Source organism: Streptomyces sp. CBMA29 (assembly GCF_014596445.1).
GTDB lineage: Bacteria > Actinomycetota > Actinomycetes > Streptomycetales > Streptomycetaceae > Actinacidiphila.
The window spans coordinates 25159-48638 of record NZ_MECL01000048.1 but is presented as its reverse complement, the minus strand read 5'-3'; the positions used below and the strand labels follow the sequence as shown (position 1 = coordinate 48638).

At 72.0% G+C, this 23480-nt stretch carries 23 protein-coding genes; 12 read left to right on the top strand and 11 right to left on the bottom strand.

Annotated elements, in window-relative coordinates:
• Positions 1 to 115: 115 nt before the first annotated feature.
• Positions 116 to 598 (bottom strand): CarD family transcriptional regulator, encoded by a 483-nt coding sequence (locus BGM09_RS07190; protein WP_033174074.1) that lies wholly within the window; start codon positions 596 to 598, stop codon positions 116 to 118.
• A 570-nt stretch (positions 599 to 1168) separates the two neighbouring features.
• Between BGM09_RS07190 and BGM09_RS07185 the strand changes: the two genes are divergently transcribed.
• Positions 1169 to 1804 (top strand): DUF461 domain-containing protein, encoded by a 636-nt coding sequence (locus tag BGM09_RS07185; RefSeq protein ID WP_188280591.1) that lies wholly within the window; start codon positions 1169 to 1171, stop codon positions 1802 to 1804.
• Between the two features lie 74 nt (positions 1805 to 1878).
• Here BGM09_RS07185 and BGM09_RS07180 read toward each other — a convergent pair whose 3' ends face one another.
• Entirely contained in the window at positions 1879 to 2559 is a 681-nt protein-coding gene (locus BGM09_RS07180; protein ID WP_093716893.1) for a response regulator transcription factor, read from the bottom strand.
• Entirely contained in the window at positions 2556 to 3917 is a 1362-nt protein-coding gene (locus tag BGM09_RS07175; RefSeq protein WP_188280590.1) for a sensor histidine kinase, read from the bottom strand. The genes BGM09_RS07180 and BGM09_RS07175 overlap by 4 nt, the downstream gene beginning before the upstream one ends.
• 182 nt (positions 3918 to 4099) lie before the next feature.
• Between BGM09_RS07175 and phoU the strand changes: the two genes are divergently transcribed.
• The 3 genes from phoU to BGM09_RS07160 all read left to right on the top strand — a co-directional run bounded on the left by phoU (position 4100) and on the right by BGM09_RS07160 (position 6967).
• Complete coding sequence (gene phoU / locus BGM09_RS07170) at positions 4100 to 4783, top strand: phosphate signaling complex protein PhoU (RefSeq protein ID WP_188280589.1); 684 nt, start codon at positions 4100 to 4102, stop codon at positions 4781 to 4783.
• 213 nt (positions 4784 to 4996) lie between these two features.
• Positions 4997 to 5170 (top strand): hypothetical protein, encoded by a 174-nt coding sequence (locus BGM09_RS07165; RefSeq protein ID WP_188280588.1) that lies wholly within the window; start codon positions 4997 to 4999, stop codon positions 5168 to 5170.
• A gap of 246 nt (positions 5171 to 5416) precedes the next feature.
• Positions 5417 to 6967, top strand: a complete 1551-nt coding sequence (locus BGM09_RS07160) for a DUF11 domain-containing protein (protein WP_188280587.1) — start codon at positions 5417 to 5419, stop codon at positions 6965 to 6967.
• 105 nt (positions 6968 to 7072) lie between these two features.
• Here BGM09_RS07160 and BGM09_RS07155 read toward each other — a convergent pair whose 3' ends face one another.
• On the bottom strand, positions 7073 to 7831 hold the full coding sequence (locus BGM09_RS07155) for a phosphoglyceromutase (protein WP_188280586.1): 759 nt from the start codon (positions 7829 to 7831) through the stop codon (positions 7073 to 7075).
• Positions 7832 to 7923: 92 nt separating this feature from the next.
• On the opposite strand from BGM09_RS07155, the gene BGM09_RS07150 reads away from it, so the two are divergent.
• Complete coding sequence (locus BGM09_RS07150) at positions 7924 to 9267, top strand: MDR family MFS transporter (RefSeq protein ID WP_188280585.1); 1344 nt, start codon at positions 7924 to 7926, stop codon at positions 9265 to 9267.
• 64 nt (positions 9268 to 9331) lie between these two features.
• Here BGM09_RS07150 and BGM09_RS07145 read toward each other — a convergent pair whose 3' ends face one another.
• Positions 9332 to 9871 (bottom strand): YbjN domain-containing protein, encoded by a 540-nt coding sequence (locus BGM09_RS07145; RefSeq protein ID WP_188280584.1) that lies wholly within the window; start codon positions 9869 to 9871, stop codon positions 9332 to 9334.
• A complete protein-coding gene (gene mshA / locus BGM09_RS07140) occupies positions 9864 to 11159 on the bottom strand; it encodes a D-inositol-3-phosphate glycosyltransferase (protein ID WP_188280618.1) in 1296 nt (431 codons plus the stop codon). The genes BGM09_RS07145 and mshA overlap by 8 nt, the downstream gene beginning before the upstream one ends.
• Before the next feature lie 1139 nt (positions 11160 to 12298).
• Here mshA and BGM09_RS07135 point away from each other — a divergent pair.
• The 3 genes from BGM09_RS07135 to BGM09_RS07125 all read left to right on the top strand — a co-directional run bounded on the left by BGM09_RS07135 (position 12299) and on the right by BGM09_RS07125 (position 16014).
• On the top strand, positions 12299 to 13087 hold the full coding sequence (locus BGM09_RS07135; protein ID WP_188280583.1) for a class I SAM-dependent methyltransferase: 789 nt from the start codon (positions 12299 to 12301) through the stop codon (positions 13085 to 13087).
• Between the two features lie 139 nt (positions 13088 to 13226).
• Entirely contained in the window at positions 13227 to 14327 is a 1101-nt protein-coding gene (locus BGM09_RS07130) for a C40 family peptidase (RefSeq protein WP_188280582.1), read from the top strand.
• Between the two features lie 256 nt (positions 14328 to 14583).
• Positions 14584 to 16014 (top strand): PP2C family protein-serine/threonine phosphatase, encoded by a 1431-nt coding sequence (locus BGM09_RS07125; protein ID WP_188280581.1) that lies wholly within the window; start codon positions 14584 to 14586, stop codon positions 16012 to 16014.
• Positions 16015 to 16061: 47 nt separating this feature from the next.
• Here the strand turns inward: BGM09_RS07125 and BGM09_RS07120 are convergent, their stop codons facing one another.
• The 4 genes from BGM09_RS07120 to BGM09_RS07105 all read right to left on the bottom strand — a co-directional run bounded on the left by BGM09_RS07120 (position 16062) and on the right by BGM09_RS07105 (position 19143).
• Positions 16062 to 16415: a DUF2516 family protein gene (locus BGM09_RS07120; protein WP_188280580.1), complete on the bottom strand. Its 354-nt coding sequence runs from the start codon at positions 16413 to 16415 to the stop codon at positions 16062 to 16064.
• 124 nt (positions 16416 to 16539) lie between these two features.
• On the bottom strand, positions 16540 to 17145 hold the full coding sequence (locus BGM09_RS07115) for a hypothetical protein (protein WP_188280579.1): 606 nt from the start codon (positions 17143 to 17145) through the stop codon (positions 16540 to 16542).
• Positions 17142 to 17597: a helix-turn-helix domain-containing protein gene (locus BGM09_RS07110; RefSeq protein WP_188280578.1), complete on the bottom strand. Its 456-nt coding sequence runs from the start codon at positions 17595 to 17597 to the stop codon at positions 17142 to 17144. Before BGM09_RS07110 ends, BGM09_RS07115 begins: the two co-directional genes overlap by 4 nt.
• Before the next feature lie 88 nt (positions 17598 to 17685).
• Positions 17686 to 19143: an MFS transporter gene (locus BGM09_RS07105; RefSeq protein WP_223186454.1), complete on the bottom strand. Its 1458-nt coding sequence runs from the start codon at positions 19141 to 19143 to the stop codon at positions 17686 to 17688.
• Between the two features lie 307 nt (positions 19144 to 19450).
• On the opposite strand from BGM09_RS07105, the gene BGM09_RS07100 reads away from it, so the two are divergent.
• Positions 19451 to 20092: a helix-turn-helix domain-containing protein gene (locus BGM09_RS07100; protein ID WP_188280576.1), complete on the top strand. Its 642-nt coding sequence runs from the start codon at positions 19451 to 19453 to the stop codon at positions 20090 to 20092.
• On the opposite strand, the gene BGM09_RS07095 is transcribed toward BGM09_RS07100, so the two are convergent.
• Positions 20089 to 21195: an NAD(P)/FAD-dependent oxidoreductase gene (locus BGM09_RS07095; protein ID WP_188280575.1), complete on the bottom strand. Its 1107-nt coding sequence runs from the start codon at positions 21193 to 21195 to the stop codon at positions 20089 to 20091. The two genes, BGM09_RS07100 and BGM09_RS07095, sit on opposite strands and share 4 nt — an antisense overlap.
• A 188-nt stretch (positions 21196 to 21383) precedes the next feature.
• Here BGM09_RS07095 and BGM09_RS07090 point away from each other — a divergent pair, with 188 nt between their 5' ends.
• The 3 genes from BGM09_RS07090 (at position 21384) to BGM09_RS07080 (ending at position 23476) form a co-directional block, all read left to right on the top strand.
• On the top strand, positions 21384 to 21986 hold the full coding sequence (locus BGM09_RS07090) for a helix-turn-helix domain-containing protein (protein WP_223186447.1): 603 nt from the start codon (positions 21384 to 21386) through the stop codon (positions 21984 to 21986).
• A gap of 149 nt (positions 21987 to 22135) precedes the next feature.
• Positions 22136 to 23074, top strand: coding sequence for a class I SAM-dependent methyltransferase (locus BGM09_RS07085; protein ID WP_188280573.1), 939 nt, complete (start codon positions 22136 to 22138; stop codon positions 23072 to 23074).
• Between the two features lie 72 nt (positions 23075 to 23146).
• Positions 23147 to 23476, top strand: a complete 330-nt coding sequence (locus BGM09_RS07080; protein WP_188280572.1) for a deoxyxylulose-5-phosphate synthase — start codon at positions 23147 to 23149, stop codon at positions 23474 to 23476.
• Positions 23477 to 23480 lie beyond the last annotated feature (4 nt).

Genomic DNA, 23480 nt, shown 5'->3' with positions numbered 1-23480 from the left:
CTCGGGTGGTGTTTCCGGGGGCAGTGCGTCGCCGTACGTCACGGTCGGCGTGGCCACGCCGATTGAGACGAGAAACGAGAACCTCGATGGCACGTGGTGGGCGCGCGCGAGGATCTTAGGACGCGAGAACCTCGTCGAGCAGCGCCTCGGCCTTGTCCTCGTTGGTGTTCTCCGCCAGAGCGAGTTCGCTGACCAGGATCTGCCGGGCCTTGGCGAGCATGCGCTTCTCGCCGGCCGACAGGCCGCGCTCGCGCTCACGACGCCACAGGTCGCGGACCACTTCTGCGACCTTGATGACATCGCCGGAAGCGAGCTTCTCCAGATTTGCCTTGTATCGCCGGGACCAGTTGGTGGGCTCCTCGGTGTACGGCGCGCGCAGCACCTCGAAGACCCGGTCCAGACCCTCCTGACCGACCACGTCGCGTACGCCGACGAACTCCGCATTGTCCGCGGGCACACGTACCGTCAAGTCGCCCTGGGCGACCTTGAGCACCAAGTAGGTCTTGTCCACGCCTTTGATCTGGCGAATTTCGATTGCCTCGATCAGCGCGGCCCCGTGATGGGGATAGACCACGGTGTCGCCAACCTTGAACGTCATGTGACAGGTACCCCTTCCGTGGCTATCCAGGGTAACACGGGAACGCCCTCATCTGAATGGCGTTTTCGCAGGTCAGAGCATATCTCAGGGCTTGACAACGGCCCCCGGGACGTGCTGGAGCATGCCTCCCGTGCGAGGTATCCGCAGGTGGGAGCAGGTATACGGGGAGGCTGAAACGCTGCCGTTACGGGCCCCTCCGCCGCTGAACAACGGGCAGTACGTCCCTATTTGTCGCTCCCGGACGAGTGGGTCATCGCTACTCCGTTCGGGAACCTGCCCGCAGATGATCCAATTTTGCACAGTCGTGGAACAACGGCGGAACACTCGCGGAAAACCGGCCGCGTCGATCATGAACGGCACCGGGTAATCACGTCGGGGGAATGCGGAATGCAATGGGTACGCGCACCCGGCCCGCCACCGGGCGGGTGAACCGCGCGAGTGAACCGGGCGGGTGAACCGGGCGGGTGCGCCGGGCTCCCAGCGGCCACCCGGTGCGCGGGCGCCTCAACGGCTCGGTAATCTAAGGCCGCTGGAAGATCTTCCGAACCTGATCTAGGAGATGCCGCCGCCGTGGTCCGCAGCTTCCGTCGCGGCGCCCTCGCCGCCGTTTTCGCGCTCTCGCTCGCCCCGCTCGCCGCCTGCGCGGCCGGGAACGACGCGCAGACCCTGAAGGTCCAATCGGACAACGACTCCGTGACCCACGGCGTGATCAAGGTGCAGAACGCCGTGGTGCTCACCCAGAGCTCCGGCGACGGACCCGCGACGGTCTCCGCCCGCCTGTTCAACAACGGCGACGACGCCCAGACCCTCCAGTCCGTCCAGCTCGGCTCGACCAGGGTCACGCTCGCGGACAAGGACGGCGGCCAGACCGTCAGCGTCCCCGGCCACGGCAGCGTGCTCCTCGGCGGCAAGGGCAACCCGTCCGCCGTCGTGGACAGCAGCACCGAGGCGCTGCGCGACGGCGACGTGCAGAACGCGGTGTTCGAGTTCAGCTCCGCCGGGCCCGTCGCGATCCAGCTCAACGTGATCCCGGCCACCGGCGACTACAAGCGGTTCGGTCCCAGCTCGCTGCCGACCACCCAGGCCCCGACGCCGACCACCACGCCGACCGGCTCGGCCACGCCCACGGGCTCCGCCACCCCCACCGGCTCCGCCACGCCGACAGACACCGCGACCCCGACGGGCACCGCCACCCCGACCTCCTGAGGTCGGTTTTCGGACAACCTGAAACGGCCCGGTGGCGAGCGTGCCACCGGGCCTGTTCACGTATACGAGTCGGTTTACGGCTCGAATTTGTAGCCCAGGCCGCGGACCGTCACCAGATAGCGCGGCGCGCCCGGGTCGGGCTCGATCTTGGCGCGCAGCCGCTTGACGTGCACGTCGAGGGTCTTGGTGTCACCGACGTAGTCGGCGCCCCAGACCCGGTCGATGAGCTGCATACGGGTCAGGACGCGGCCCGCGTTGCGCAGCAGCATCTCCAGCAGGTCGAACTCCTTGAGCGGGAGGTCGACCTTGCCGCCGGAGACGGTGACCACGTGCCGGTCGACGTCCATCCGGACCGGACCGGCCTCCAGGGCGGCCGGGGAGATCTCCTCGGGCTCGCCGCGGCGGCGGAGCACCGCGCGGATCCGGGCGACCAGCTCCCGCGAGGAGAACGGCTTGGTCACATAGTCGTCCGCGCCTATCTCCAGGCCGACGACCTTGTCGATCTCACTGTCCTTGGCGGTCACCATGATGACCGGGACATTGGACTTCAGCCGGAGCTGGCGGCAGACCTCGGTGCCGGGCAGGCCCGGCAGCATGAGGTCGAGCAGCACCAGGTCGGCGCCATTGCGCTCGAACTCGTCCAGCGCGTCGGGCCCGGTCGCCGAGATGGCGACCTCGAAGCCCTCCTTGCGGAGCATGTACGACAGCGCGTCGCTGAAGGACTCTTCGTCCTCGACGACGAGTACGCGTGTCACGGAAGGACCTCCGGGGCGGGGATGTGTTCGGGGAGAGAGCGGAAGAGCTGTTCGTCCGACGGCTCGTCCAGCGACTCCTGGTCGGAATCGAGATCGGAGTCGCGGTCGGAGTCGGAGTCGTCGGGATCGGAGTCGGAATCGGGGTCCGCGTCCGCCTCGGCCACGGGATCGGTGCCGGGCGGCAGTGAGCGGTCGCGGGCGATCCCGGCTTCGGGAAGCCGCAGTGTGAAGGTGGAGCCCTGACCCTCGGCGCTCCACACGGTGACCTCCCCGCCGTGCGAGGCGGCCACGTGTTTGACGATGGACAGCCCGAGCCCGGTGCCGCCGGTGGCCCGCGAGCGCGCCGGGTCGACCCGGTAGAAGCGCTCGAAGACCCGGTCGCGGTCCTTCTCGGAAAGGCCGATGCCCTGGTCGGTGACGGAGATCTCAATGAGGTCCCCGCCGGGTGCGTTGATCCTGCGCCCCGCTATGCCGACCCGCGTACGGGCCGGACTGTAGTTGACGGCGTTCTCGACGAGATTGCCGAGGGCGGCGGCGAGCTGGCCCCGGTTTCCCCATATGTGCAGGTCAGGGGTGGTTCCGGTAGCCATGGTGATCTGTTTGGTGTTGGCCTGGTGACGGCAGCGGTCGACGGCCTCGGCGACGAGGTCGTCCACGGCCACCGGCTCGGCGTCGTCGAGCAGGTCGTCGTCCTGGACCCGGGAGAGGTCGATGATCTCCTGGACCAGGCTGGTCAGCCGGGTGGCCTCGATCTGCATCCGGCCCGCGAAGCGGATGACCGCCTCGGGGTCGTCCGAGGCGTCCATGACGGCCTCCGACAGCAGGGAGAGCGCCCCCACGGGGGTCTTCAGTTCGTGGCTGACATTCGCCACGAAGTCACGGCGGACCGCCTCGATCCGCCGGGCCTCGGTGAGGTCCTCGACCAGCAGCAGCACCAGCCGGGAGCCCAGCGGGGCGACCCGGGCCGAGACCGCGAGACCTTCGCCGCGGCTCACACCGCGGCGCGGCAGGTCCAGTTCCACCTGCCGTATCTCGCCGTCCCGCCGGGTCTCGCGGGCCATCTGGAGCATCTGGTCGACGGCCAGCCGGCCGCCGCGTACCAGCCCGAGGGCGTACGCCGCCGAGCTGGCCTTGACCACCGTGTCGCCCTCGTCCAGGACGACGGCGGAGGACCGCAGGACCGAAAGGACGGTGTCCACACCCGGCGGCAGCGCGCCGGTCACATTGTCGGGCCGCATGGCCGTACGGGTGGGGCGGGCCTGTTCCCGCTCGCTCCAGCGGAACGCGAGCACGGCGATCACGCCGGTCAGCAGACCGGCTATCGCACTGGCTGCGGCGACTGCCGCGTTCACGTCCATAGCCCCAGGTTAGGTGGGTCGCGCAAGCGATTCACAACCCCGGAAGCTACCTCTCGGATGCTCGTTGCCAAGAGTTCACCTTCACGTGGGGAGTGGTTCACTCAGGGTGTGCGGTCGGTACGCGTACGCCCATCAGCGTGGCAGCGTGGAGGAGAAACCTCTGTTCGGACGGAAGGAAAGCGATGCGGGACGCATATCACGAGGAGCTGGACTCGATCGGTGACGGTCTGGTCGAGATGGCCCGGCTCGTCGGCTCCGCGATCGGCCGCGCCACCACCGCGCTGCTCGACGCGGACCTGAAGGTCGCGGAGAGCGTCATCGCCGCCGACGAGAAGGTCGACGAGATCCAGCGGGAGCTGGAGAACCGGGCGATCACCCTGCTGGCCCGGCAGCAGCCGGTCGCCACCGACCTGCGGATCGTGGTCACGTCGCTGCGGATGAGCGCGGACCTGGAGCGGTCCGGCGACCTCGCCCGCCACGTGGCCAAGCTGGCCCGCCTGCGCTTCCCCGAGTCGGCCGTGCCGCGCGACCTGCACGCCACCATCCTGGAGATGGGCCAGCTCGCGCAGCGCCTGGTCGCCAAGGCCGGCGAGGTCATCATCAGCAAGGACGTGGACGACGCGCTCCAGCTCGAAGCGGACGACGACCGCATGGACGAGCTGCACCGCACGCTCTTCCAGCACCTGCTGGACGACCGCTGGAAGCACGGCATCGAGACGGCCGTGGACGTGACGCTGGTCGGCCGCTACTACGAGCGCTTCGCCGACCACGCCGTGTCGGTCGCCAAGCGCGTCGTCTACCTGGTCACCGGTGAGCACGCGGACGAGATGACGCCGCAGACGCCGTCGGCGGTGGAGGGCGCGTAACGCCGTCCGGCGGGGGCGGGGGGCTTGGGCGGTGCGTCGCGGGTCGGTGGCGGCACGGAGGTCTTTCGCGACGCGCGGATCGGCCGCCGCGCGTAGGGCGCGTAAGGCATTCGGGGGAGGCCGGAGTGCGCTCGTGCGCCGGGGGTGCGCTATTGAAGGGTGCGGCCGGCGCGGAGTTCACTGGTGGTAGGCAAGCCTGAGGAGGGTGTACTGATGCAGGAATCCCCCGTCACGCCAACTCCCGTACGCGACCAGCCGTCTTCCGACCACGCCCCGCAGCCGCTGCGGACCCCGCTGCCGCTGGTCGCCGCGTGCGGCTGCGGCTCGGGGTGCGGCTGCGGCTGCCAGTCCGGTGGCGCCTGCCAGTGCGGAGGCTGCACCGGCTGACGCCCCATCCGTCCCGACTCGTCTGATCCGTACTGTCCCGTCGCACCAACCGTTCACACGGACGACGGCCCGCGCTTCCTGACGGACGCGGGCCGTCGTCATGTCCTGACGCGGGAGACGTACGCGTCCTGCGTCTGCGGGACACCTCTACAACCCTTGCGCTTCATCACGTGTCTACCTCCCCACAACCGTGCGGTCCCGGATCGGACCGGTGGTCAACTCCGATGGGGAGAGGCGTACTTGCTCATGGAGATCGTCAGTCACAGATGGCGCTTCGCGGCGCTCGCCGCCGCGCTCCCTCTCCTCCTCGCGGGTGCCGTCAGCGCCGCCGCTCCGGCCGTCGCGGCCGACCCGCCGGCCATTTCCGCCACCGCGTCGGTGACGTTGCCGCCCAAGGTGGCGGCGGGTCCCGACGGTGTCACCAAGGTCGCCATCGGCTTCGGCAAGGACCGCCCCGGCCACCCCACGGGCCCGCGGACGATCACCGTCGACTTCGGCGACCTGACCGGCGTCGCGGACGTCACCTTCCTCAATCCGCCGTGCGCGCAGAAGAGCGAGCGGCCGAACATCGCGGTGTGCACGGTGCCGCACGACAAGGCGGACGGCAGCGACACCGTCCGGTTCAACCTCTTCGCGCAGGGCGGTCTCCAGGGCGGCCCGGCGCACGTCATCACGTACACCGGTACGTGGGGCGGGGTCGCGGCGACCCCGGCCAGTACCGAGGTGAAGGTCGGCACCTCGTCCGACGTCCTCGCCCAGGGGCAGAACCCCACCGGCGTAAAGCCCGGCGACACCTTCTCCGTACCGCTCACCGCGCACAACCGCGGGCTCGATGCCGCCGACGGTTTCCGGCTCGACCTCGTCGCGAGCCCCGGCCTGAAGCTGGTGAAGGACCCGGCGTGTACGTACGCCACGACGCGCGAGGGCGAGGACCACGCGACCTGTACGTATACGGAGAAGCTGGCGGCGGGGGCGAGCGCCACCGCCCTGCCGCCGTTGCGCGTCCACGCCCTGGACACCGCGTCCAACGAGCGGATCACCATCGAGACCACGTCGCTGGTCTCCCCCGGTCCCGGCAGGGCGCCGGTGCCCGACCACTTCTCGGTCAGCTCCTCGATCGCGGTGCACGTCGCCACCACGGCCGACTTCCAGGTCACCGGCGCCCATGTGTCGGGCCCGGTCGGCGCGAACGTCAAGGCGCGGGTCACCCTCACCAACAACGGACCCGCCACGGTCTCCGGCTGGATCTTCGCCGTGGTGTACGTCGAGGTGCCCAAGGGGACGCACCCGGTGTACTTCCCGCACGACTGCGAGGGCATCGACGCCCACGGCACCCGGTATCCGGAGGACAGGGACGCCGTCCGCTTCGAGTGCTGGATCCACGACGACACGTCGGCGCCCGGCACCTCGACCGCCCTCGACTTCACCTTCCACGTGGACCAGCGGGTCGTCCGGCCCGGCAAGGTCTCCTACAAGCTGAACGTCGCCAGCCCGCCCGCCGATCCGGTGCCGTCGAACGACACGGCCGCGATCACGGTGACGGTCACCGGCGGTCCCAGCGGCAGCGCCTCCCCGACATCGAGTCCCCGCGCGGGCACGGGCGCGGGCACGGGCGGCGGTACGGGCTCCCCGAGCCCCACGAGCGCTCCGACCGCGAGCGGCACCGCCCCGGCCACCGGCAACCTCGCCTCCACCGGCTCCGCGCCGGTCGCCCTGATCACCGCGGCCTCAGCCGCCGCCCTCACCCTCGGCGCCGCCGCCTTCCTCACCTTCCGCCGCCGACGCCCCCACCCCTGACCGCCCCCACCCCCCGACCAGGCGCCCCCGGCCCCCGGGCGCCGCAAAGCCCCCCGCCCACGGAGGTCACGTGGGCGGGGGGCTTTGTGTGCGCGAGCAGGACCGTTACTTCTTGCCCTGGTTCTTGACCGCCTCGATGGCGGCTGCGGCGGCGTCGGGGTCGAGGTAGGTGCCGCCCGGGTTGAGGGGGCGGAAGGAGGCGTCGAGCTGGTAGGACAGGGGAATGCCGGTGGGGATGTTGAGGCCGGCGATGTCGGCGTCGGAGACGCCGTCGAGGTGCTTGACCAGGGCGCGCAGGGAGTTGCCGTGCGCGGCGACCAGGACGGTGCGGCCCGCGAGCAGGTCGGGGACGATGCCGTCGTACCAGTACGGGAGCATGCGCAGGACGACGTCCTTGAGGCACTCGGTGCGCGGACGCAGCTCCGGCGGGATGTCCGCGTACCGCGCGTCGCCGCTCTGCGAGAACTCGGCGCCGTCCTCCAGGGGCGGCGGCGGGGTGTCGTACGAGCGGCGCCACAGCATGAACTGCTCCTCGCCGAATTCGGCGAGGGTCTGCGCCTTGTCCTTGCCCTGGAGCGCGCCGTAGTGCCGCTCGTTGAGCCGCCAGGAGCGGTGGACGGGCACCCAGTGGCGGTCGGCGGCCTCCAGGGAGAGCTGCGCGGTGCGGATCGCGCGCTTCTGGAGGGAGGTGTGCACCACGTCGGGGAGGAGACCGGCGTCCTTGAGCAGCTCGCCGCCCCGGACCGCCTCCTTCTCACCCTTGTCGTTGAGATTGACGTCCACCCAGCCGGTGAACAGGTTCTTCGCGTTCCACTCGCTCTCGCCGTGACGGAGCAGGATCAGTTGGTACGGAGCAGCAGCCATGGTCCCGAGCCTAATAGAAATCCCCTGGCGTCACCCGACCGCCCTCTGTAATATTCTCAAGCCGGTAGAGGTCATTACACAAAGGGGGCGCGGTGACGGCGTTCAGTCGGGCGGTACGGGAGACGGTGAGCGGTCTTCCCCGCCAGTTCTGGTGGCTGTGGACCAGCACCCTGGTGAACCGCCTCGGCGGCTTCGTCGTGACGTTCCTCGCCCTCTATCTCACCGTGCAGCGCGGCTACTCCGCCTCGTACGCGGGCCTGGTCGCGGCCCTGTTCGGGCTCGGCGGCGCCGCAGGCGCGGTGCTCGGCGGGGTCCTGGCCGACCGGATCGGCCGCCGCCCCACGCTGCTCGCCACCCAGCTCGGCGCCGCCGCCACCACCGCGGTGCTCGGCTTCGTCACCAACCCGCTGGCCATCGCCGCCGTCGCCACCCTCGTCGGCCTGACCAGCAGCGCCTCCCGGCCCGCGCTCTCCGCGATGATCGCCGACCTCGTACCCCCGAAGGACCGGGTGCGCGCCTTCTCCCTCAACTACTGGGCGATCAACATCGGCTTCGGCGTCTCGGCCGCCGCCGCGGGCTTCATCGCCTCCGAGGGGTACGTGTGGCTGTTCGTCGGCGACGCGCTGACGACCGTGCTGTGCGCGGTGGTCGTGTACGTGAAGGCGCAGGAGACGCTGCCGGTGACGGCGAAGGTGACGCGCGTGACGGGGAAGGCGAAGGCACGGCCCGGCGAGGCCGCCGACGTAGGGTCCGCCGACATCCGCCTGTCCGACGTCCTGCGCGACCAGCGCTTCATGGCTCTGGTCGGTCTGACCTTCCTGCTCGGCTCGGTGATGAACCAGGCCAACTCCACGCTCGCCGTCGACATGGGCGCGCACGGCCTGTCCGCCCGCCAGTTCGGTGTCGTCATCGCCATCAACGGCCTGGTGATCGTGCTGCTCCAGATCCCCGTCACCCGGCTGGTACGGCGGTACGGCAACGCGGCGCTGCTGGGCGTCGGTTCACTGCTGATGGCCTGGGGCTTCGGCCTGACCGTCCTCGCGGGCTCGGTCGCCCTCTACTCGCTGACCGTCGTCGTATGGACCCTCGGCGAGATCGTGCACGCCCCTGCCTCGATGTCCGTGGTCGCCGACCTCGCCCCGGCCACCGCCCGTGGCCGCTACCAGGGCATGTACACCCTGTCCTGGTCCGCCGCCGCCTTCGCCGGTCCCCTGGCCGGCGGCGTCACCCTCGACCAGCTCGGCCGTAACACCGTCTGGCTGGGCTGCGCCGTCCTCGGCACGCTCGCGGGCGCCGGTTACTACCTGCTGCTGCGCGGCCGCCCGGCCGCCCCGGTTCTCCCCAGCGCCCCTGTGACGGCCGGGGTCGAAGCCCCGGCCCCGGCCCAGACCTCGGCCCAGACCCCGGCTCCCCGCGGCGGCCGGGCGCCGAGGTGACCTGGACGCTCGCGGTCAGCAGCTTCCTGCGGCTCATCGCCATGCTTCGGCCGTACGGTGATTCTTAGGACTGACCTTCGGTCAGGTGAGTGAACGCGTCCAGATTCCTGGTGGACTCGCCGCGCGACACCCGCCACGCGTACTCCTTGCGGATGGAGGTGGCGAACCCCAGCTCCAGCAGCGTGTTGAAGGAGCCGTCCGCGTTCTCCACGACCGCGCCGAGCAGCCGGTCGACCTCTTCCGGCGTGACGGCGGCCAGCGGGAGGCGGCCGTTGAGGTAGACGTCACCGAGCCGGTCGATGGCGTAACTCACCCCGTACAGACGGAGGTTGCGCTCCAGCAGCCAGCGGTAGAAGGCTTCCTGGTTCTCGTCGGGGTGGCGGACGACGAAGGCGTTCAGCGACAGGGTGTGGGCGCCGACCAGGAAGGAGCAGGTGGTGGAGAGCTTGCGGGTGCCCGGGAGTTGGGTGACATACGTGTCCGGGCGCGGCGACTCCCACGGCAAGTCGGCTTCGCACAGGGCCTGTTCGAGCGCGCGGACGGCTCGCGCCCGCGGCGTGTCGTCGGTGGCGTCCGCAGCGTCCACCGGGGTCTCCTCAGCCATGCGCCGATCGTAGGTGACGGCGGTGGTCGGCCTGCGCAGCCGCGTACACCTCGGTGGTGTCGGCCGCGGCCTTCCCCCAGCCGAACTCCCGCGCGTGCCGGGCCGCCGCCGCGCCCAGCGAGTCGCCGAGCGCCGGGTTGTCGACGAAGCGGCGCAGCACCCGCGCGTAGTCCCGGGGGTCGTGCCCCGGTACCAGGAAGCCGGTGCGGTCGTCCGCCACCGCGACCGGCAGCCCGCCGACGGCCGCCGCGATCACCGGCGTACCGCACGCCTGCGCCTCGATGGCGACCAGCCCGAAGGACTCGTTGTACGACGGCATGACCAGAACGGTCGCCGCCCGGTACCAGTCCGCGAGCCGCTCCTGGTCCACCGGCGGCTGGAACCGTACGACGTCGGACACGCCGAGCCGCGCGGCCAGCTTGTGCAGCGCCTCCGGCTTGGCCAGGCCGCTGCCGCTGGGGCCGCCGACGACCGGCACGAGGAGGCGGTCGCGCAGCGTCGGGTCCTCGTCCAGCAGCACCGCGACGGCGCGGATCAGCACGTCGGGGGCCTTCAGCGGCTGTATCCGGCCCGCGAAGAGCGGGATCACCGCGTCCTGCGGCAGCCCGAGGCGCCGGCGGGCCGCCGCGCGGCCCGGCTCCGGGCGGAAACGGTCCAGATTCACGCCGGGGTGCACGACCGCGACCTTCGAGGCGGTCGCCTCGTAGTGCCGCGCCAACTCGTCCGCTTCCTCGGCGGTGTTGGCGATCAGGCGGTCGGCCGCCGCGACGACCTGCGTCTCGCCGATCACCCGCGCGGCGGGTTCGGGACAGTCGTCCTCGGCCAGCGCCGCGTTCTTGACCTTGGCCATGGTGTGCATGGCGTGCACCAGCGGCACGCCCCAGCGCTGCGCCGCCAGCCAGCCGACGTGGCCCGAGAGCCAGTAGTGCGAGTGCACCAGGTCGTAGTAACCCGGGCGGTGGCCCGCCCACGCCTGCATCACCCCGTGCGTGAACGCGCAGAGCTGCGCGGGCAACTCCTCCTTGGCCAGGCCCTCGTACGGGCCCGCGTCCACGTGCCGCACCAGCACGCCGGGGGCCAGCTCTACGGCCGGGGGCAGCGCCCCCGTAGTGGCCCGCGTGAAGATCTCGACCTCCACGTTCAGGTCGGCGAGGCGCTTGGCCAACTCCACGATGTAGACGTTCATGCCGCCCGCGTCGCCGGTGCCCGGCTGGTGCAGCGGTGACGTGTGCACGCTCAGCATGGCGACTCGGCGTACGCGGCGGCCTCCGGCCCGGCGGCCCCTCATCCCCAGCGCGTGCTTGTGCTTCTGCGCGCCGCGCAGCGCGGCGAGCCGGGACGGCGTCTGCTGGGTCACCATACGTTCCTTCCGAAGGCCGTACCCCCGCGGTCAACCATGGGGAACGCCGGAACTGGCGGTTCCATTTCCTTGTTGCCGAAGCGTGACCTTGGCGGTTGGCTGGTGTCTTGGTTTCTTTTGCCCGCCCGCCCACCCGTGCGGGTGCTTTTTCCGTCTGCGGGTGCCGCTTGTGCCTGGTCGGTCCCGGCCCGGGGTACCTCCTCGAAATCCGTAACACCTGGCCCCGCGCATCCGGCACCCTTCTTGTCAACGTATTTCTGCGGGGGCACCCCGCCCCGTCCCCTCCGGGTCCATCGGCGTCCGCCTGTCCGGTGGGGGTGGCCGGGAGGGGGGGAGGGCTCGGGTACGGCGGCGGGTGCCTGTCCGGTGGGGGTGGGCGGGGAGGCGGGGTGGGTGGGCTCGGGTACGTCGGCGTCCGCCTGCCCGGTGGGGGCGGGCGGGAGGGGGGTGGGTGGGAGCCGGACCCGGCGGCGGTCATCCGCTCGTGGGAGCGGAGGAAGGGGGGTGGGCGGGGACCGGGCCCGGCGGCCGTCGCCCGCTCATGGGGGCGGAGGGAGGGGGGTGGGCGGGAGCCGGGTCCGGCGGGGGGCCGAGAGGGGTGGGGTTGAGGCTGGCGGTGGTCGCCCGCCCGTGGGGGCTGGGCGGAGGGCAGAGACGGGGGGGCCGGGCCATGCCCGACCGACCGTCCACTGGGGGGGTGCGGGGGGAGCCCGTCGGGCCGTCGCCCGGTCATGGGGGCGGGGGTGGCGGAGGTCGGTTGTGCTTGGGGCCGGGGAGGGGGGCGGTCGGCTGTGGCCCGGGGGGGGGCGGGGGCGGAGGGCGGTTCGCCGGAAGGAACCCCCACCCCCTCAGCCACAACGGACAGGCGGACGCCGACGGGCGAGGAGGGGACGGGGCGGGGTGCCCCCGCAGAAATACGTTGACAGGAAGGGTGCCGGATACCCAGGGCCAGGTGTTACGGATTTCGAGGAGGTACCCCGGACCGGGACCGACCAGGCACAAGCGGCACCCGCAGACGGAAAAAGCACCCGCACGGGTGGGCGGGCGGGAAAGACTAAAATCGAGGAATGCGCGGCATCGTGGGGGTGGTGACCAGAGGAACCACCGGGCCCAACCGGCTGCGCCGGATGGACCGGTGGATCGCCACCGCGCTGGAAGCGGAACTGCGGCGAGCCGAAAACCCGGTAGCCGTGGACCTGGGCTACGGCGCCGCCCCGTGGACAGCGGTAGAACTGCTGGGCCGGCTCCAAGCCATAAGAGCGGACGTCCAAATCGTCGGCGTCGAGATCGACCCGTCCCGCGTGGCGGCAGCAAAACCCTACGAGCGCGACAGCCTGAGCTTCGTGCACGGCGGCTTCGAGGTCCCCCTCCCCGGCGGAAGCCGCCCCGTCCTGATCAGGGCGGCGAACGTCCTGCGCCAGTACGACGAAAGCGAGGTCGCCGCCGTGTGGACCCGGCTGCGCGGACGGCTCGCCCCCGGCGGCCTCCTGGTCGAAGGCACCTGCGACGAGATCGGCCGCCGCCACGTATGGGTGGCGCTCGGCCCCGAAGGCCCCCGCACCGTCACCTTCGCCACCCGCCTCGGCTCGCTCGCCCGCCCCTCCGACCTGGCCGAACGCCTCCCCAAGGCGTTGATCCACCGCAATGTGCCCGGCGAACCCGTGCACGCCTTCCTCACCGCCTTCGACCGCGCCTGGGCCTCGGCCGCCCCGCTGTCCGCCCTCGGCGCGCGCCAGCGCTGGATCCGCGCCGTCACCTCGCTGCGCGCGGACGGCTGGCCGGTCGTGGACGGCCCCGCCCGGTGGCGCCAGGGCGAGGTCACGATCGCCTGGCCCGCCCTCGCCCCGCGCGGGTAACGCCCGCTCGCCCTTCCCCTTTACGGCTCGCCGTGCCACCATCCGCCAAGATGTGACGGCCCGTCAGATAAGCCCTGCTTTCAGGGGTACGAGGAACCGAGCGAAGAGCCACCGCGCCCGTGACGTGAGGGAGGCCCGGATGACCCGCGGAATCCGAAGCGGAACCAGAAGCGGCACCCGAAACGGCACCCGAAGCGGCACCTGCGCGGCAGCGCTCACGGCGCTCACCGCCACGGTCGCGCTGACCACGGCCACGGTCACGGTCACGGCCACGACCCCGGCGCAGGCCGCGCCCCCGCGCACCCTGGCCCAGGTCAAGGCCGAGGTGGACGCGCTGTACCGGCAGGCGGAGGCGGCGACGGACGTGTACAACGCGGCCGGGGAACGCGTACGGGCTCAGCAGCACGACCTGGTGGCGCTGGCGGTGGCCATCGACCGTACGCAGACGCGGCTGCGCACGCTCACCGCGCAGGCGGGGGCGCTGGCCCGCGCGCAGTACCGGGCCGGCGGGGTGCCGGACACGCTGCGGCTGGCGATGTCGGGGGACCCCGACACCTTCCTGTCGGACGCGGGACTCGCCGCCCGTGGCGCCCGCGCGGCGAGCGCCACGATCGACGCGCTGGCCGACACGCGCGGGAAGCTGGACGGTTACGCGCACGCCGCCACCGAGCGGTGGCAGCAACTGGTCGACGCGCAGCAGACGGCGGCCGGGGCGCGGCAGCGCGTACGGGCCAGGCTCGCCGAGGCCACCGCGCTGCTGGCCACGCTCAAGGAGCGGGAGCGCGTCCGGCTCGCGCGGCTCGAGGACGAGGCGGCGTACCGCGCGCAGAGCGACTGGCTGGCGACCGGTGACGCGAAACGCCTGGTCACCGCCGCGTCCACGGCGTCCTCCGCAGCGGGCCGCCGCGCCGTGGCCTTCGCGACCCGGCAGATCGGGAAGCCGTACGTGTGGGGCGCGGCGGGCCCGTCCTCGTACGACTGCTCCGGGCTCACCTCCCAGGCGTGGGCGGCGGCGGGTCATCCCATCCCGCGCACCTCGCAGGAACAGTGGGCGCGCCTCCCCCACGTGCCCGTGGACCGGATGCGCCCCGGCGACCTCGTCATCTACTTCTCCGACGCCAGCCACGTCGGCATCTACGTCGGCGGCGGCGCGATCGTCCACGCGCCGCGCCCGGGACGGGACGTGGTGGTGGCGGGGGCGGGTTCGATGCCGATCCTGGGGGTCGTACGACCGGGTTGATGACGGTTGGCACACGTCTGGGCGTGGAGATACGGGGGGGTACGCGTACGGGCGGCGGTCCGGACGCGGGTCGCGGCGGGGGCGGGGTTGTGGCCACCACGCGTGACCTTGGTCATGTGCGGATCAACACATCCACCGTGAAATCCCCTGCTGACCGCCGCATATGACGCTGACGGTTCACTCTCTACCCTCCCGTCACCTTGCCTCCAGCCACTAGGGTCTCCGGAGATCCTCGGGGGAGGGAAGGAGTCGCTTGATGTCCGCAGCCCAACGCGGCACCGATCGGCCCTCAGCCACCGACGAGACGCGCGGGGCCGAGGGCCCCGCTGCCGTACCCGGTTCAGGGCCGGCTGCCACGGCCGGGCCCGCGCCCATTTCCGTACCGCCGTCCGTACCGACGTCGGTCGCCGTACCGGCGTCCGTCACGCCGTGTGCGGAGTCCGGCGCGCCCTACACGGAGTCCAGCGCGCCCTTTACGGAGTCCGGCGCCCTCTCGCTGCCCCGGCAGCGGCAGGACCCGGGCAGCGGTCCCGCGATCTTCACGCTGCTGGTGATCGGCGAGGACGCGACGGACGCCTTCACCGCGCCGTGGTTCCAGGACGGCGGCGGGCCGCGGATCCGTATCCTGCGGGCACGTAATCTCACCGCGGCCGGCCGTCTCCTCACCGACGACGTGCACTGCATCCTGCTCGACCTGCCCGACGTACTGGACGGCCTGCGGCAGGTGCTGCGGCTCGCGCCCGGCACCGCCGTACTCGTCCTGACCGACGGCGCGGACGACGGGCGGGCCGCGGAGGCCGTACGGGTCGGGGCTCAGGACCACCTCGCGCGGCACGAGGTCGACGCCGGGACCGTCACGCGCGCCGTCCGCTACGCCGTCGAACGCAAGCGCGCCGACCTCGCGCACCGGCAGCTCACCGAGACGAAGCTGCTCGCGCAGGAGAACTCCCGGCTGGAACGCGGCCTGCTGCCGACCCCGCTGCTGGACGGCGCGAGCCTGCGTTTCGCGGCGCGTTACCGCCCGGGGCGCAGCCGCGCCCTGCTCGGCGGCGACTTCTACGACACCGTCCGGGCCCCCGACGGCACCGTCCACGCGATGATCGGCGACGTCTGCGGCCACGGCCCGGACGCCGCCGCTCTCGGGGTCCAACTCCGCATCGCCTGGCGCGCGTTGACCTTCGCCGGGCTCGGCGGCGACGCGCTGCTGCGTACGCTCCAGCAGGTGCTCGAACACGAGCGGTCGGACGACGAGATCTTCGCGACGCTCTGCACCGTCGACATCGCGCCGGACGCGCGGAGCGCCGATCTGCATCTGGCCGGACACCCGGCGCCGCTGCTCTCGACTCCCGGCGCTCCCGGCAGCGTGCCGGAACTGCTGCCGTACACGGAGGGCGGCCCGGCGCTCGGCCTGCTCCCGGACGCCCGCTGGCAGCGGATACCGGTACGGCTGCGCGGCGAGTGGAGCCTGATGCTCTACACCGACGGCCTGATCGAGGGCCGGATCGGCCAGGGCAAGCAGCGGCTCGGGCAGGACGGGATGGTACGGATCACCGCCCGGCTGCTGGCCGAGGGCCTGCGCGGCGAGGAACTGCTCGACGCGACGCTCACGGAGGCGCGGGAGCTGAACGGCGGCGAGCTGACGGACGACGTGGCGGTTGTGCTGCTGGAGCGGCCGAAGCGGATCTGAGGCCGGTCCCCCGGTGTGCCGGTGCGCCCGCCCGGTCGGTGGGTACGTCAGCCGTTGTACGGGCCGTACGGGCCGTCGCTGCTGCTGCCACCGCCGCGGCGCCGCCGCGGGCCGCCGCCACGGCGGGGTCCGGTGATCTGCCGGACGGCGGGGCGTACGTCCACCATGTACACGATCACGGCGATCAGGCCGATGATCGGCAGGAACGACAGCACAGAGAACAGCTTCATCACCACGGCCGCGATGCCGAGGATGATCAGCCAGAACGCCTTGGTGTTCTTGTCCGCCGCCCGGTACGCGTCCTCGCGGCGGATCGCCGCGTCGATGAAGGCGAAGGCCGCGAAGAGGAAGAGCGCCCACGACACCAGGCCGAGCACCCCGAAGAACCCCGTGATCAGCACGCCGTCCACCGCCCTTGTCGCTGTCGGCCGGCACCCTGTCGGCCGTCCGCTTGCCGCCCGCCCCACCGTACCGGCTCCTGTACGGACAACGGGCCGGGCTCGCAAAGCGTGCCCGGCCCTCGCCTCACTCCGCGGACTTGTCGGTCGCCTTCTTCGCGCCGCCCGGCTTGCGGGGCGTGGTCTTGCGGGCGGCAGGCTTGTCGGCGGGCTTCGCGGCCAGCCGGTCGCCGATCGACTCGGTCAGCGGCTCGGTCAGCGGCTCGTCGGCCGGGATGTCCGCGAGCTTCACGGCCGGCGGGATCTCCATGATTTCGTCGGCCGCGCCGCCGCGCCACTGCGCGACCGCGCCCTTGCCGCGCTCGGCCAGCTCGTCGTACGTCTCGCGCGCCTTGACCGCGTACTCGGCGGCCCGGCCCACACCCTGGAGCGCCAGGTCCTGCACGGACCCGCCGATCTTCTTCAGGTCCATGTCGATGCCGCTGATCGTCTCGTTCAGCCGCGTCTGCGCCTTGGTCGACGCGTCCTTGGCCTGCGCGGTGACCCGCTGCTGCACGTCCTTGGGGTCGGTGCCGCGGATCTTCTCGATCCGCTCGGGCGCCTGGTCCTTCAGCTTCTCCAGCAGTGCGGGCACCTCGCGGAGCTTCGCCGCGGCGAGGTCCGCCGTGCCCGCGACCGCGTACAGCGGAGTCGGGTTGCGCAGGCTCTTGACGATGTCGTCGGTGATGGTCATTTCTCGGATTCCTCCCGTACGAGTGTCGGAGACGAATCCGCCTCCACGTTCTTCTGCTCTTCCACGGCTTGTCGTGCGGCTTCTTCGGCCTTGGCGGCCGCTTCCGCGGCGGCGTTCTCTTTCCTGAAGGACTCGTAGATCTGGATGAGCACCTGCTTCTGCCGCTCATCGATCGACGGGTCCGACATGATCACCGCCGGCACCTCCAGCTCGTCCCGCTCCCGCGCGTCGAGCATTCCCGCCTGCACGTAGAGCGTCTCCGCCGAGATCCGCAACGCCTTCGCCAACTGCTGAAGGATCTCCGCACTAGGCTTCCGCAGCCCGCGCTCGATCTGGCTCAGATACGGATTCGACACACCGGCCGCCTCCGCCAACTGCCGCAGGCTGAGCCGCGCCCCCCGCCGCTGCTCCCGCAGGTACTCCCCGACGTTGCCCACCTTCAGCGAAGCCATGCCTCCACCATCCCCCACCCCGCTAACTTTTGCAAGCACACCGCTTGCAACTGTGCCCCTGTGCCTGACCGCCGCCGACGCGCCCGCCTTAGCGGGCTGAGCGACGAGTCCCGCGCCGCCCGTCCGGGACAAGGAGGTAGGCGAGGAGGAGGGTCATGACGGCCACGCCGGCCCACATGGCTTGCTGCCAGCCGTCGACGAAGGACTGGCGGGCGGCGCGGACGAGGGCGGGGGCGGCGGGGCCGCCGGTGGCGCGGGCGGCTTCGACGGCGTTGGCGATGCCTTCGCGGGCGGTGGCGGCGGTGGCCGGGGGCACGCCGTCGAGACGGGGGCCGATGGCGCCGCGGTAGCCGGAGGAGAGGAGGGCGCCGAGCAGGGCGACGCCGAGAGCGGTGCCGAATTCGCGGGTGACGTCGTTGAGCGCGGAGGCGACCCCTTGGCGTTCGCTGGGCAGTGAGCCGGTGATGGCCTCGGTGGCGGGGGTCATGGTGAGGCCCATGCCGATGCCCATGGCGAGCATGCCGGGCAGGACGGAGAGGTAGCCGCCGCTTACGGAGACGAGGGTGGCCATGAGGGCGAGGCCCGCGCCGCCGAGGAGGATGCCGAGGGCCATGGTGTGACGGCCGCCGATCCGTTCGGCGAGCCGCGGCGCGAGGCCCGAGGTGGCCATCATCAGGACGGCCATCGGCATGAGGGCCAGTGTGGACAGCAGGCCCGACCAGCCCAACACGGCCTGGAGGAACGGGAAGAGGACGACGAAGATCCCGGCCTGGACACCGAAGACGGCCAGCAGCGCGACGGAACCGCCCGCCAGGGCGCGCTCGCGGAAGAGGCGTACGTCCAGCAGCGGACCGTGCCGCCGCAGCTCCCAGACCACGAAGCCGACGGCGGCCAGGACGCCGACCAGCAGGCTGAGCAGGGTCACGGGCGCGGCCCAGCCCCGCTCGGGACCTTCCTGGAGCACGAAGATCAGCCCGACCACCGCGACCACCGAGGTCAGCGCCCCGACCGTGTCGAAGGAGTGCGTCGTCGCGTCGCGCGAGTCGGGCACGGACCGCACCGTCATCACGGCGGCCACGAGCACGAGCGCCACGGGCAGGACGAAGAGATAGCGCCAGCTCGCCACGTCGACCAGTGCGGCCGACAGGAACATGCCCAGGATTCCGCCGCCGCCCGCGACGCCGGTCCACACCCCGATCGCCCGCCCGCGCTCCTCCGCCGGGAAGGTCGAGGTGATGACGGCGAGCGTCACCGGCATGATCATCGCCGCGCCCACACCGCTCAGCACCCGCGCCGCGATCATGACCTCGGCCGACGTCGCCAGACCCGCGACGACGCCGGCGCCGCCGAAGACGGCAAGTCCCGTGAGCAGTACGGGCTTTCGGCCCCATCGGTCGCCGACCGCGCCGAGCGGCAGCAGCAGCGCCGCCAGGCTCAACGTATAGATGTTGATGATCCACAGGATCGTGCTCTGCGAGGCGTCGAACGCGACGGCCAGGTCTGGCTGGGCGACGTTGAGGCCGGACACCGAGGCGATGACGGCCATCAGCGCGACGCAGACCGCGACCAGGATCGCGCGGCGCCGACGCGGGTCGTCAACACCCGCCGTATCAGGGGCTGTTACGTCGGCCGGTACGTCAACGGCCGCGCCCGCGCCCTCGGTTTCGGCTTCGGCTTCGGCTCCGGCTCCGGACTCGGCTTCGGCGCTGACCCGCGCGGGCAGGTTCGGACTCTCCGTGCTCATCTGGACGGACCTTTCACCAGGGACGGTCAACAAGGGGAAACGCGGGTGCGATCGTCGCCACGACCGGCCCCGATGTGCAAAATTGTTTGCCGATCGGCAAACTGGGCTCATGGATGACGCGGCTGGCACGGACGGAACAGACGGCTCAGACGACGAGGTGGGCCGCACCCTCGACGCCGTCGGCCCCCGCCTGAAGAATCTGCGGCTCGGCCGGGACCTGACGCTGACGCATCTTGCGGCGGCGACCGGCGTCTCGGTCAGTACGCTGTCGCGGCTGGAAGCGGGCCTGCGCCGCCCCACGCTGGAGCAACTCCTGCCGCTGGCACGGGTGTACGGCGTCACCATCGACGAGTTGGTCGACGCGCCCCGCACCGGCGACCCGCGCCTCAACCTGCGCCCGATCGCCTGCAAGGACGGCTCGACCGTGCTGCCGCTGACCCGCAGGCCCGGCGGCATCCAGGCGTACAAATTCGTCCTGCCCGCCCCGCCGCGCGGCGCCGTGGAGCCCGTCCTGCGCAGCCACGAGGGCTATGACTGGATCTACGTGCTCAACGGCACACTGCGGCTGGTCCTCGGTGAGCACGACCTCGTACTGAAGCCGGGCGAGGCGGCCGAGTTCGACACCCGTACGCCGCACTGGTTCGGCTCCACCGGCTCGGGGCCCGTCGAATTCCTCAGCCTCGTCGGCAAGCAGGGCGAGCGCGCGCACGTACGGGCGGCGCCGGACCCCGCCGCGTCAGAGCGCGCCTAGGGCGTGTCCGGTGCGGCGAGAGCCGCTTCGGTGTCGGCGGCGGCCAGGTCGGCGTTGATGTGCGCACCGGCCAGGGCGCCCGCGGCGGCGGAGGCGCCGACCTGGGCGGTCAGGTCGGTGGCGTTGCCCGCGACCCACACGCCCGGCACCGATGTGGTGCCCGCGGGGCCGGTGGTGGCGAAGCGGCGGCCCATGCCGCCCGGCAGGTCCTCCATCGGCAGACCGAGCCCGGCCAGTCCGTCGGTACGGGCCAGCATGCGGGTCGCGACGGCCAGCACGCGGCGCGGTACGAACCGGCCGTCGGTCAGCCGTACGCCCGCGATGTGCCCGCGCGCCGCCTCGATCGCGGCGGGCTCGGCGAATTCGGTGAACTCGGCCGACTCGGCGGACTCGACCGCCGCCACCGGGGCGTCCTCCACCCGGATCGCGCGGGCGGCGAAGCGCGTACGGGTCTCGTCGTCCAGGTCGGCGCCGCGCGTGAAGTACACCAGGTCGTCGGTCAACTGCCGGAAGAGCAGGGCGTGGTGGACGGAGGCCGGGCCGACGGCGAGTACGCCGATGGGCTCGTCGCGCACCTCCCAGCCGTGGCAGTACGGGCAGTGCACGAGGTCGTGCCCCCAGTGCCGGGCGAGGCCGGGGACGTCGGGGAGTACGTCGCGCAGGCCGGTGGCGACCAGGAGGCGGCGGGCGCGGAGGGTGGCGCCGTCGGCGAGGGTGACCGTAAACCGCGGGTCGGGGATCTCCCCGGCGGCGGGGACGGCCTCGGTGCCGGAGACCGCCCCGGTGCCGGAGACTGCCTCGGCGGCGGTCACCTCGCCGACCAGCACCTTGCCGCCGTAACGGCGTACCTCCTCCCGGCCCCGGCGCAGCAGTTCGGCCGGGGGGATGCCTTCGAGGCCGAGGAGGCCGTGGACGCCGTCGGCGGGCGCGTTGCGCGGGGTGCCGCTGTCGACCACGGCGACGGAGCGGCGGGAGCGGGCGAGCATGAGGGCGCCGTTGAGGCCGGCGGCGCCACCGCCGATCACCACGGCGTCGAAAGCCGGGGCGAAGGCGTCGGTCACATCGGCGGGATCGTTCACGTGCTCGGGAATCGTCGCGGGCATGGGCGTACCTCTCCATACATGCTGGCTGACCTGCTGACCTGCTGGCTTACTGGCTTACTGGCTTGCTGGCTTGCTGACCTGCTGGCTTGCTGGCTTGCTGGCTTGCTGGCTTGCGTCCTTGCGGTGGGCGGGTCCCGTCCGGGGCCCGGTACGACCACGCTAAGCGGACTTTGCGTGGGAGGCATAACATGTTGCCTATGACGCAAGACGATGGAGATCTCGACAGCCTGGTACGCAAACGGATTCGCGCGCTGCGGGTGGCGCAGGGCTGGTCGCTGGACGAACTGGCCGGCCGCGCGCGGCTCAGCCCCTCCACGCTCAGCCGGATCGAGAACGGTCAGCGCCGCCTCGCGCTGGACCAGCTCGTGACCCTCGCGCGCGCCATGGACACCACGCTCGACCAGCTCGTCGAGACGGCCACGGAGGACGTCATCTCCAGTCCGATGATCGACTCCGCACATCAGGCGATGCGCTGGGCCGTCAAGGCGGACCCGGGTATGACGGTCGTACGGCAGCGCCTGACGAATCCGCCGCCGGACAGCCCCTCCCGGCTGCGCGCCCACCCCGGGCGCGAATGGCTCGTCGTCCTGTCGGGCACGGCCGTGCTGCTGCTGGGCAACCGGCGCTTCCGCGTGGAGACCAACCAGTCGGCCGAATTCCCGACGATGCTGCCGCACGCCATCGGCGCCGAGGGCGGGCCCTGCGAACTGCTGGGCATCTTCGACCGTGACGCGCGGCGCGGGCACCAGCGCGGCGACGAGAAGGGCAACGGTGCGGGGGCCGGGGCCTGAGCCCGTTCGGCGAATCGAGCAGGTCGGGGCCCGCAGATCACGCAGGTCGGGGCCCGCGACTTGCGCCGCCGGCAGCCCGGACGCCCACCGTCTTGCCGTTCCCGAAAGCGACCGGGCCGCCCGCCCGCGGCCCTCATACGGTGGGCGCCATGACTCACGCAGCCCCGCACGCGGCCCACGACGCCCACGGCCACGACGATCGCGATCAGGCTCAGGCTCAGGCTCAGGCTCACGGCACCGACAGCCATCACGACGCCGAGGCCGACAGCCAGGCGGACATCCTCGACCTCGACGCGGAAGTCCTCGCCGAGCACACCGCCTCGATCACCGCGTGGCTGCCCGTCGAAACCGCCCCCCGCCACATCGTGGATCTCGGCTGCGGCACCGGAGCCGGGACCCTCGCCCTGCTCCGGCGCTTCCCCGAGGCCGAGGTCACCGCGGTCGACACCTCGGCCGACCACCTGCACCGTCTGCGCCACAAGGCGGAGACGGCCGGGGTCGCGGAGCGCGTCCGTACGGTCCGGGCGGACCTCGACACGCAGTGGCCCGAACTCGGCGCGCCCGACCTGGTCTGGGCGTCGGCCTCCATGCACCACATGGCGGACCCGGAGCGCACACTGCGCCAGGTCCACGACACGCTCGCGCCCGGCGGGCTCTTCGCCGTCGTCGAACTGGCGGGCTTCCCGCGCTTCCTGCCCGAGGACGCGCCCGCGGAGCGCCCGGGGCTCGAAGAGCGCTGCCACGCCGCGCTCGACCGCCACCACGCCGAGCACGTGCCGCACCGCGGCGCCGACTGGGGGCCCATGCTGAGCGCCGCGGGTCTGACCGTGGTGGGCGAGCGCGTCGTGACCGTGAACATCGGCCCGCCTCACACCGAGGCCGTCGGCCGGTACGCGCTCACCAGCCTGACCCGTATGCGCGGCGGCATCGCCGAGACCCTGGCGCCGGAAGACCTCGCCGCGCTCGACCGGCTCCTCGACGCCGAGGGCCCGGACAGCATCGCGCGCCGCGACGACCTGACCGTGCGGACCGAGCGCACGGTGTGGGCGGCGCGGCGCCAGGGGGCCGCCACGGACTGGCATCGCTGACGTCGGGGGCATCCGCCGGCGGGCGGCGAAATCGAGCGGCGGCCCGCCCGAGTCGCCGCCTATCGTGGGCTCATGAGCCACGCCAGGACTTCCTACGTGTGTCTGCCGTGCCGGGCTTCGTACAAGCAGCCCTACGGCGCGGACCGGGAGCGGATCTGTCCGCGCTGTGCCGGGGTCCTGATTCACGTGGGGTCGGCCTTCGCCCCTCCCCGGCGCCGCGATGTCGCGGCGTGGCGGACCCTCGGCGTGCTGCTGAACGCGGGCGTCCGCTTCCACAAGTCCTGCTGCTCAGGCCCCGGATACCGGCCGCGTACGCTCCGCGAAGTACGTGAGCGGACGGCGTACGCGCGCCGGACCGGGGAGCCGTTCGAACGCGCCCTCGTACGGCCCGAGTTGCCCTGACAGA

What these genes read in the sequence shown, in the direction of transcription:
- BGM09_RS07085 (WP_188280573.1), top strand. Translation starts at nt 22,136, where the DNA reads ATGACTCACGCAGCCCCGCACGCGGCCCACGACGCCCACGGCCACGAC.
- BGM09_RS07165 (WP_188280588.1), top strand. Translation starts at nt 4,997, where the DNA reads ATGCAGGAATCCCCCGTCACGCCAACTCCCGTACGCGACCAGCCGTCT.
- BGM09_RS07115 (WP_188280579.1), bottom strand. Translation starts at nt 17,145, where the DNA reads ATGACCATCACCGACGACATCGTCAAGAGCCTGCGCAACCCGACTCCG.
- mshA (WP_188280618.1), bottom strand. Translation starts at nt 11,159, where the DNA reads ATGAGGGGCCGCCGGGCCGGAGGCCGCCGCGTACGCCGAGTCGCCATG.
- BGM09_RS07160 (WP_188280587.1), top strand. Translation starts at nt 5,417, where the DNA reads ATGGAGATCGTCAGTCACAGATGGCGCTTCGCGGCGCTCGCCGCCGCG.
- phoU (WP_188280589.1), top strand. Translation starts at nt 4,100, where the DNA reads ATGCGGGACGCATATCACGAGGAGCTGGACTCGATCGGTGACGGTCTG.
- BGM09_RS07175 (WP_188280590.1), bottom strand. Translation starts at nt 3,917, where the DNA reads ATGGACGTGAACGCGGCAGTCGCCGCAGCCAGTGCGATAGCCGGTCTG.
- BGM09_RS07135 (WP_188280583.1), top strand. Translation starts at nt 12,299, where the DNA reads ATGCGCGGCATCGTGGGGGTGGTGACCAGAGGAACCACCGGGCCCAAC.
- BGM09_RS07155 (WP_188280586.1), bottom strand. Translation starts at nt 7,831, where the DNA reads ATGGCTGCTGCTCCGTACCAACTGATCCTGCTCCGTCACGGCGAGAGC.
- BGM09_RS07095 (WP_188280575.1), bottom strand. Translation starts at nt 21,195, where the DNA reads ATGCCCGCGACGATTCCCGAGCACGTGAACGATCCCGCCGATGTGACC.
- BGM09_RS07105 (WP_223186454.1), bottom strand. Translation starts at nt 19,143, where the DNA reads ATGGCCGTCATCGCCTCGGTGTCCGGCCTCAACGTCGCCCAGCCAGAC.
- BGM09_RS07110 (WP_188280578.1), bottom strand. Translation starts at nt 17,597, where the DNA reads ATGGCTTCGCTGAAGGTGGGCAACGTCGGGGAGTACCTGCGGGAGCAG.
- BGM09_RS07100 (WP_188280576.1), top strand. Translation starts at nt 19,451, where the DNA reads ATGGATGACGCGGCTGGCACGGACGGAACAGACGGCTCAGACGACGAG.
- BGM09_RS07080 (WP_188280572.1), top strand. Translation starts at nt 23,147, where the DNA reads ATGAGCCACGCCAGGACTTCCTACGTGTGTCTGCCGTGCCGGGCTTCG.
- BGM09_RS07130 (WP_188280582.1), top strand. Translation starts at nt 13,227, where the DNA reads ATGACCCGCGGAATCCGAAGCGGAACCAGAAGCGGCACCCGAAACGGC.
- BGM09_RS07090 (WP_223186447.1), top strand. Translation starts at nt 21,384, where the DNA reads ATGTTGCCTATGACGCAAGACGATGGAGATCTCGACAGCCTGGTACGC.
- BGM09_RS07145 (WP_188280584.1), bottom strand. Translation starts at nt 9,871, where the DNA reads ATGGCTGAGGAGACCCCGGTGGACGCTGCGGACGCCACCGACGACACG.
- BGM09_RS07190 (WP_033174074.1), bottom strand. Translation starts at nt 598, where the DNA reads ATGACGTTCAAGGTTGGCGACACCGTGGTCTATCCCCATCACGGGGCC.
- BGM09_RS07125 (WP_188280581.1), top strand. Translation starts at nt 14,584, where the DNA reads ATGTCCGCAGCCCAACGCGGCACCGATCGGCCCTCAGCCACCGACGAG.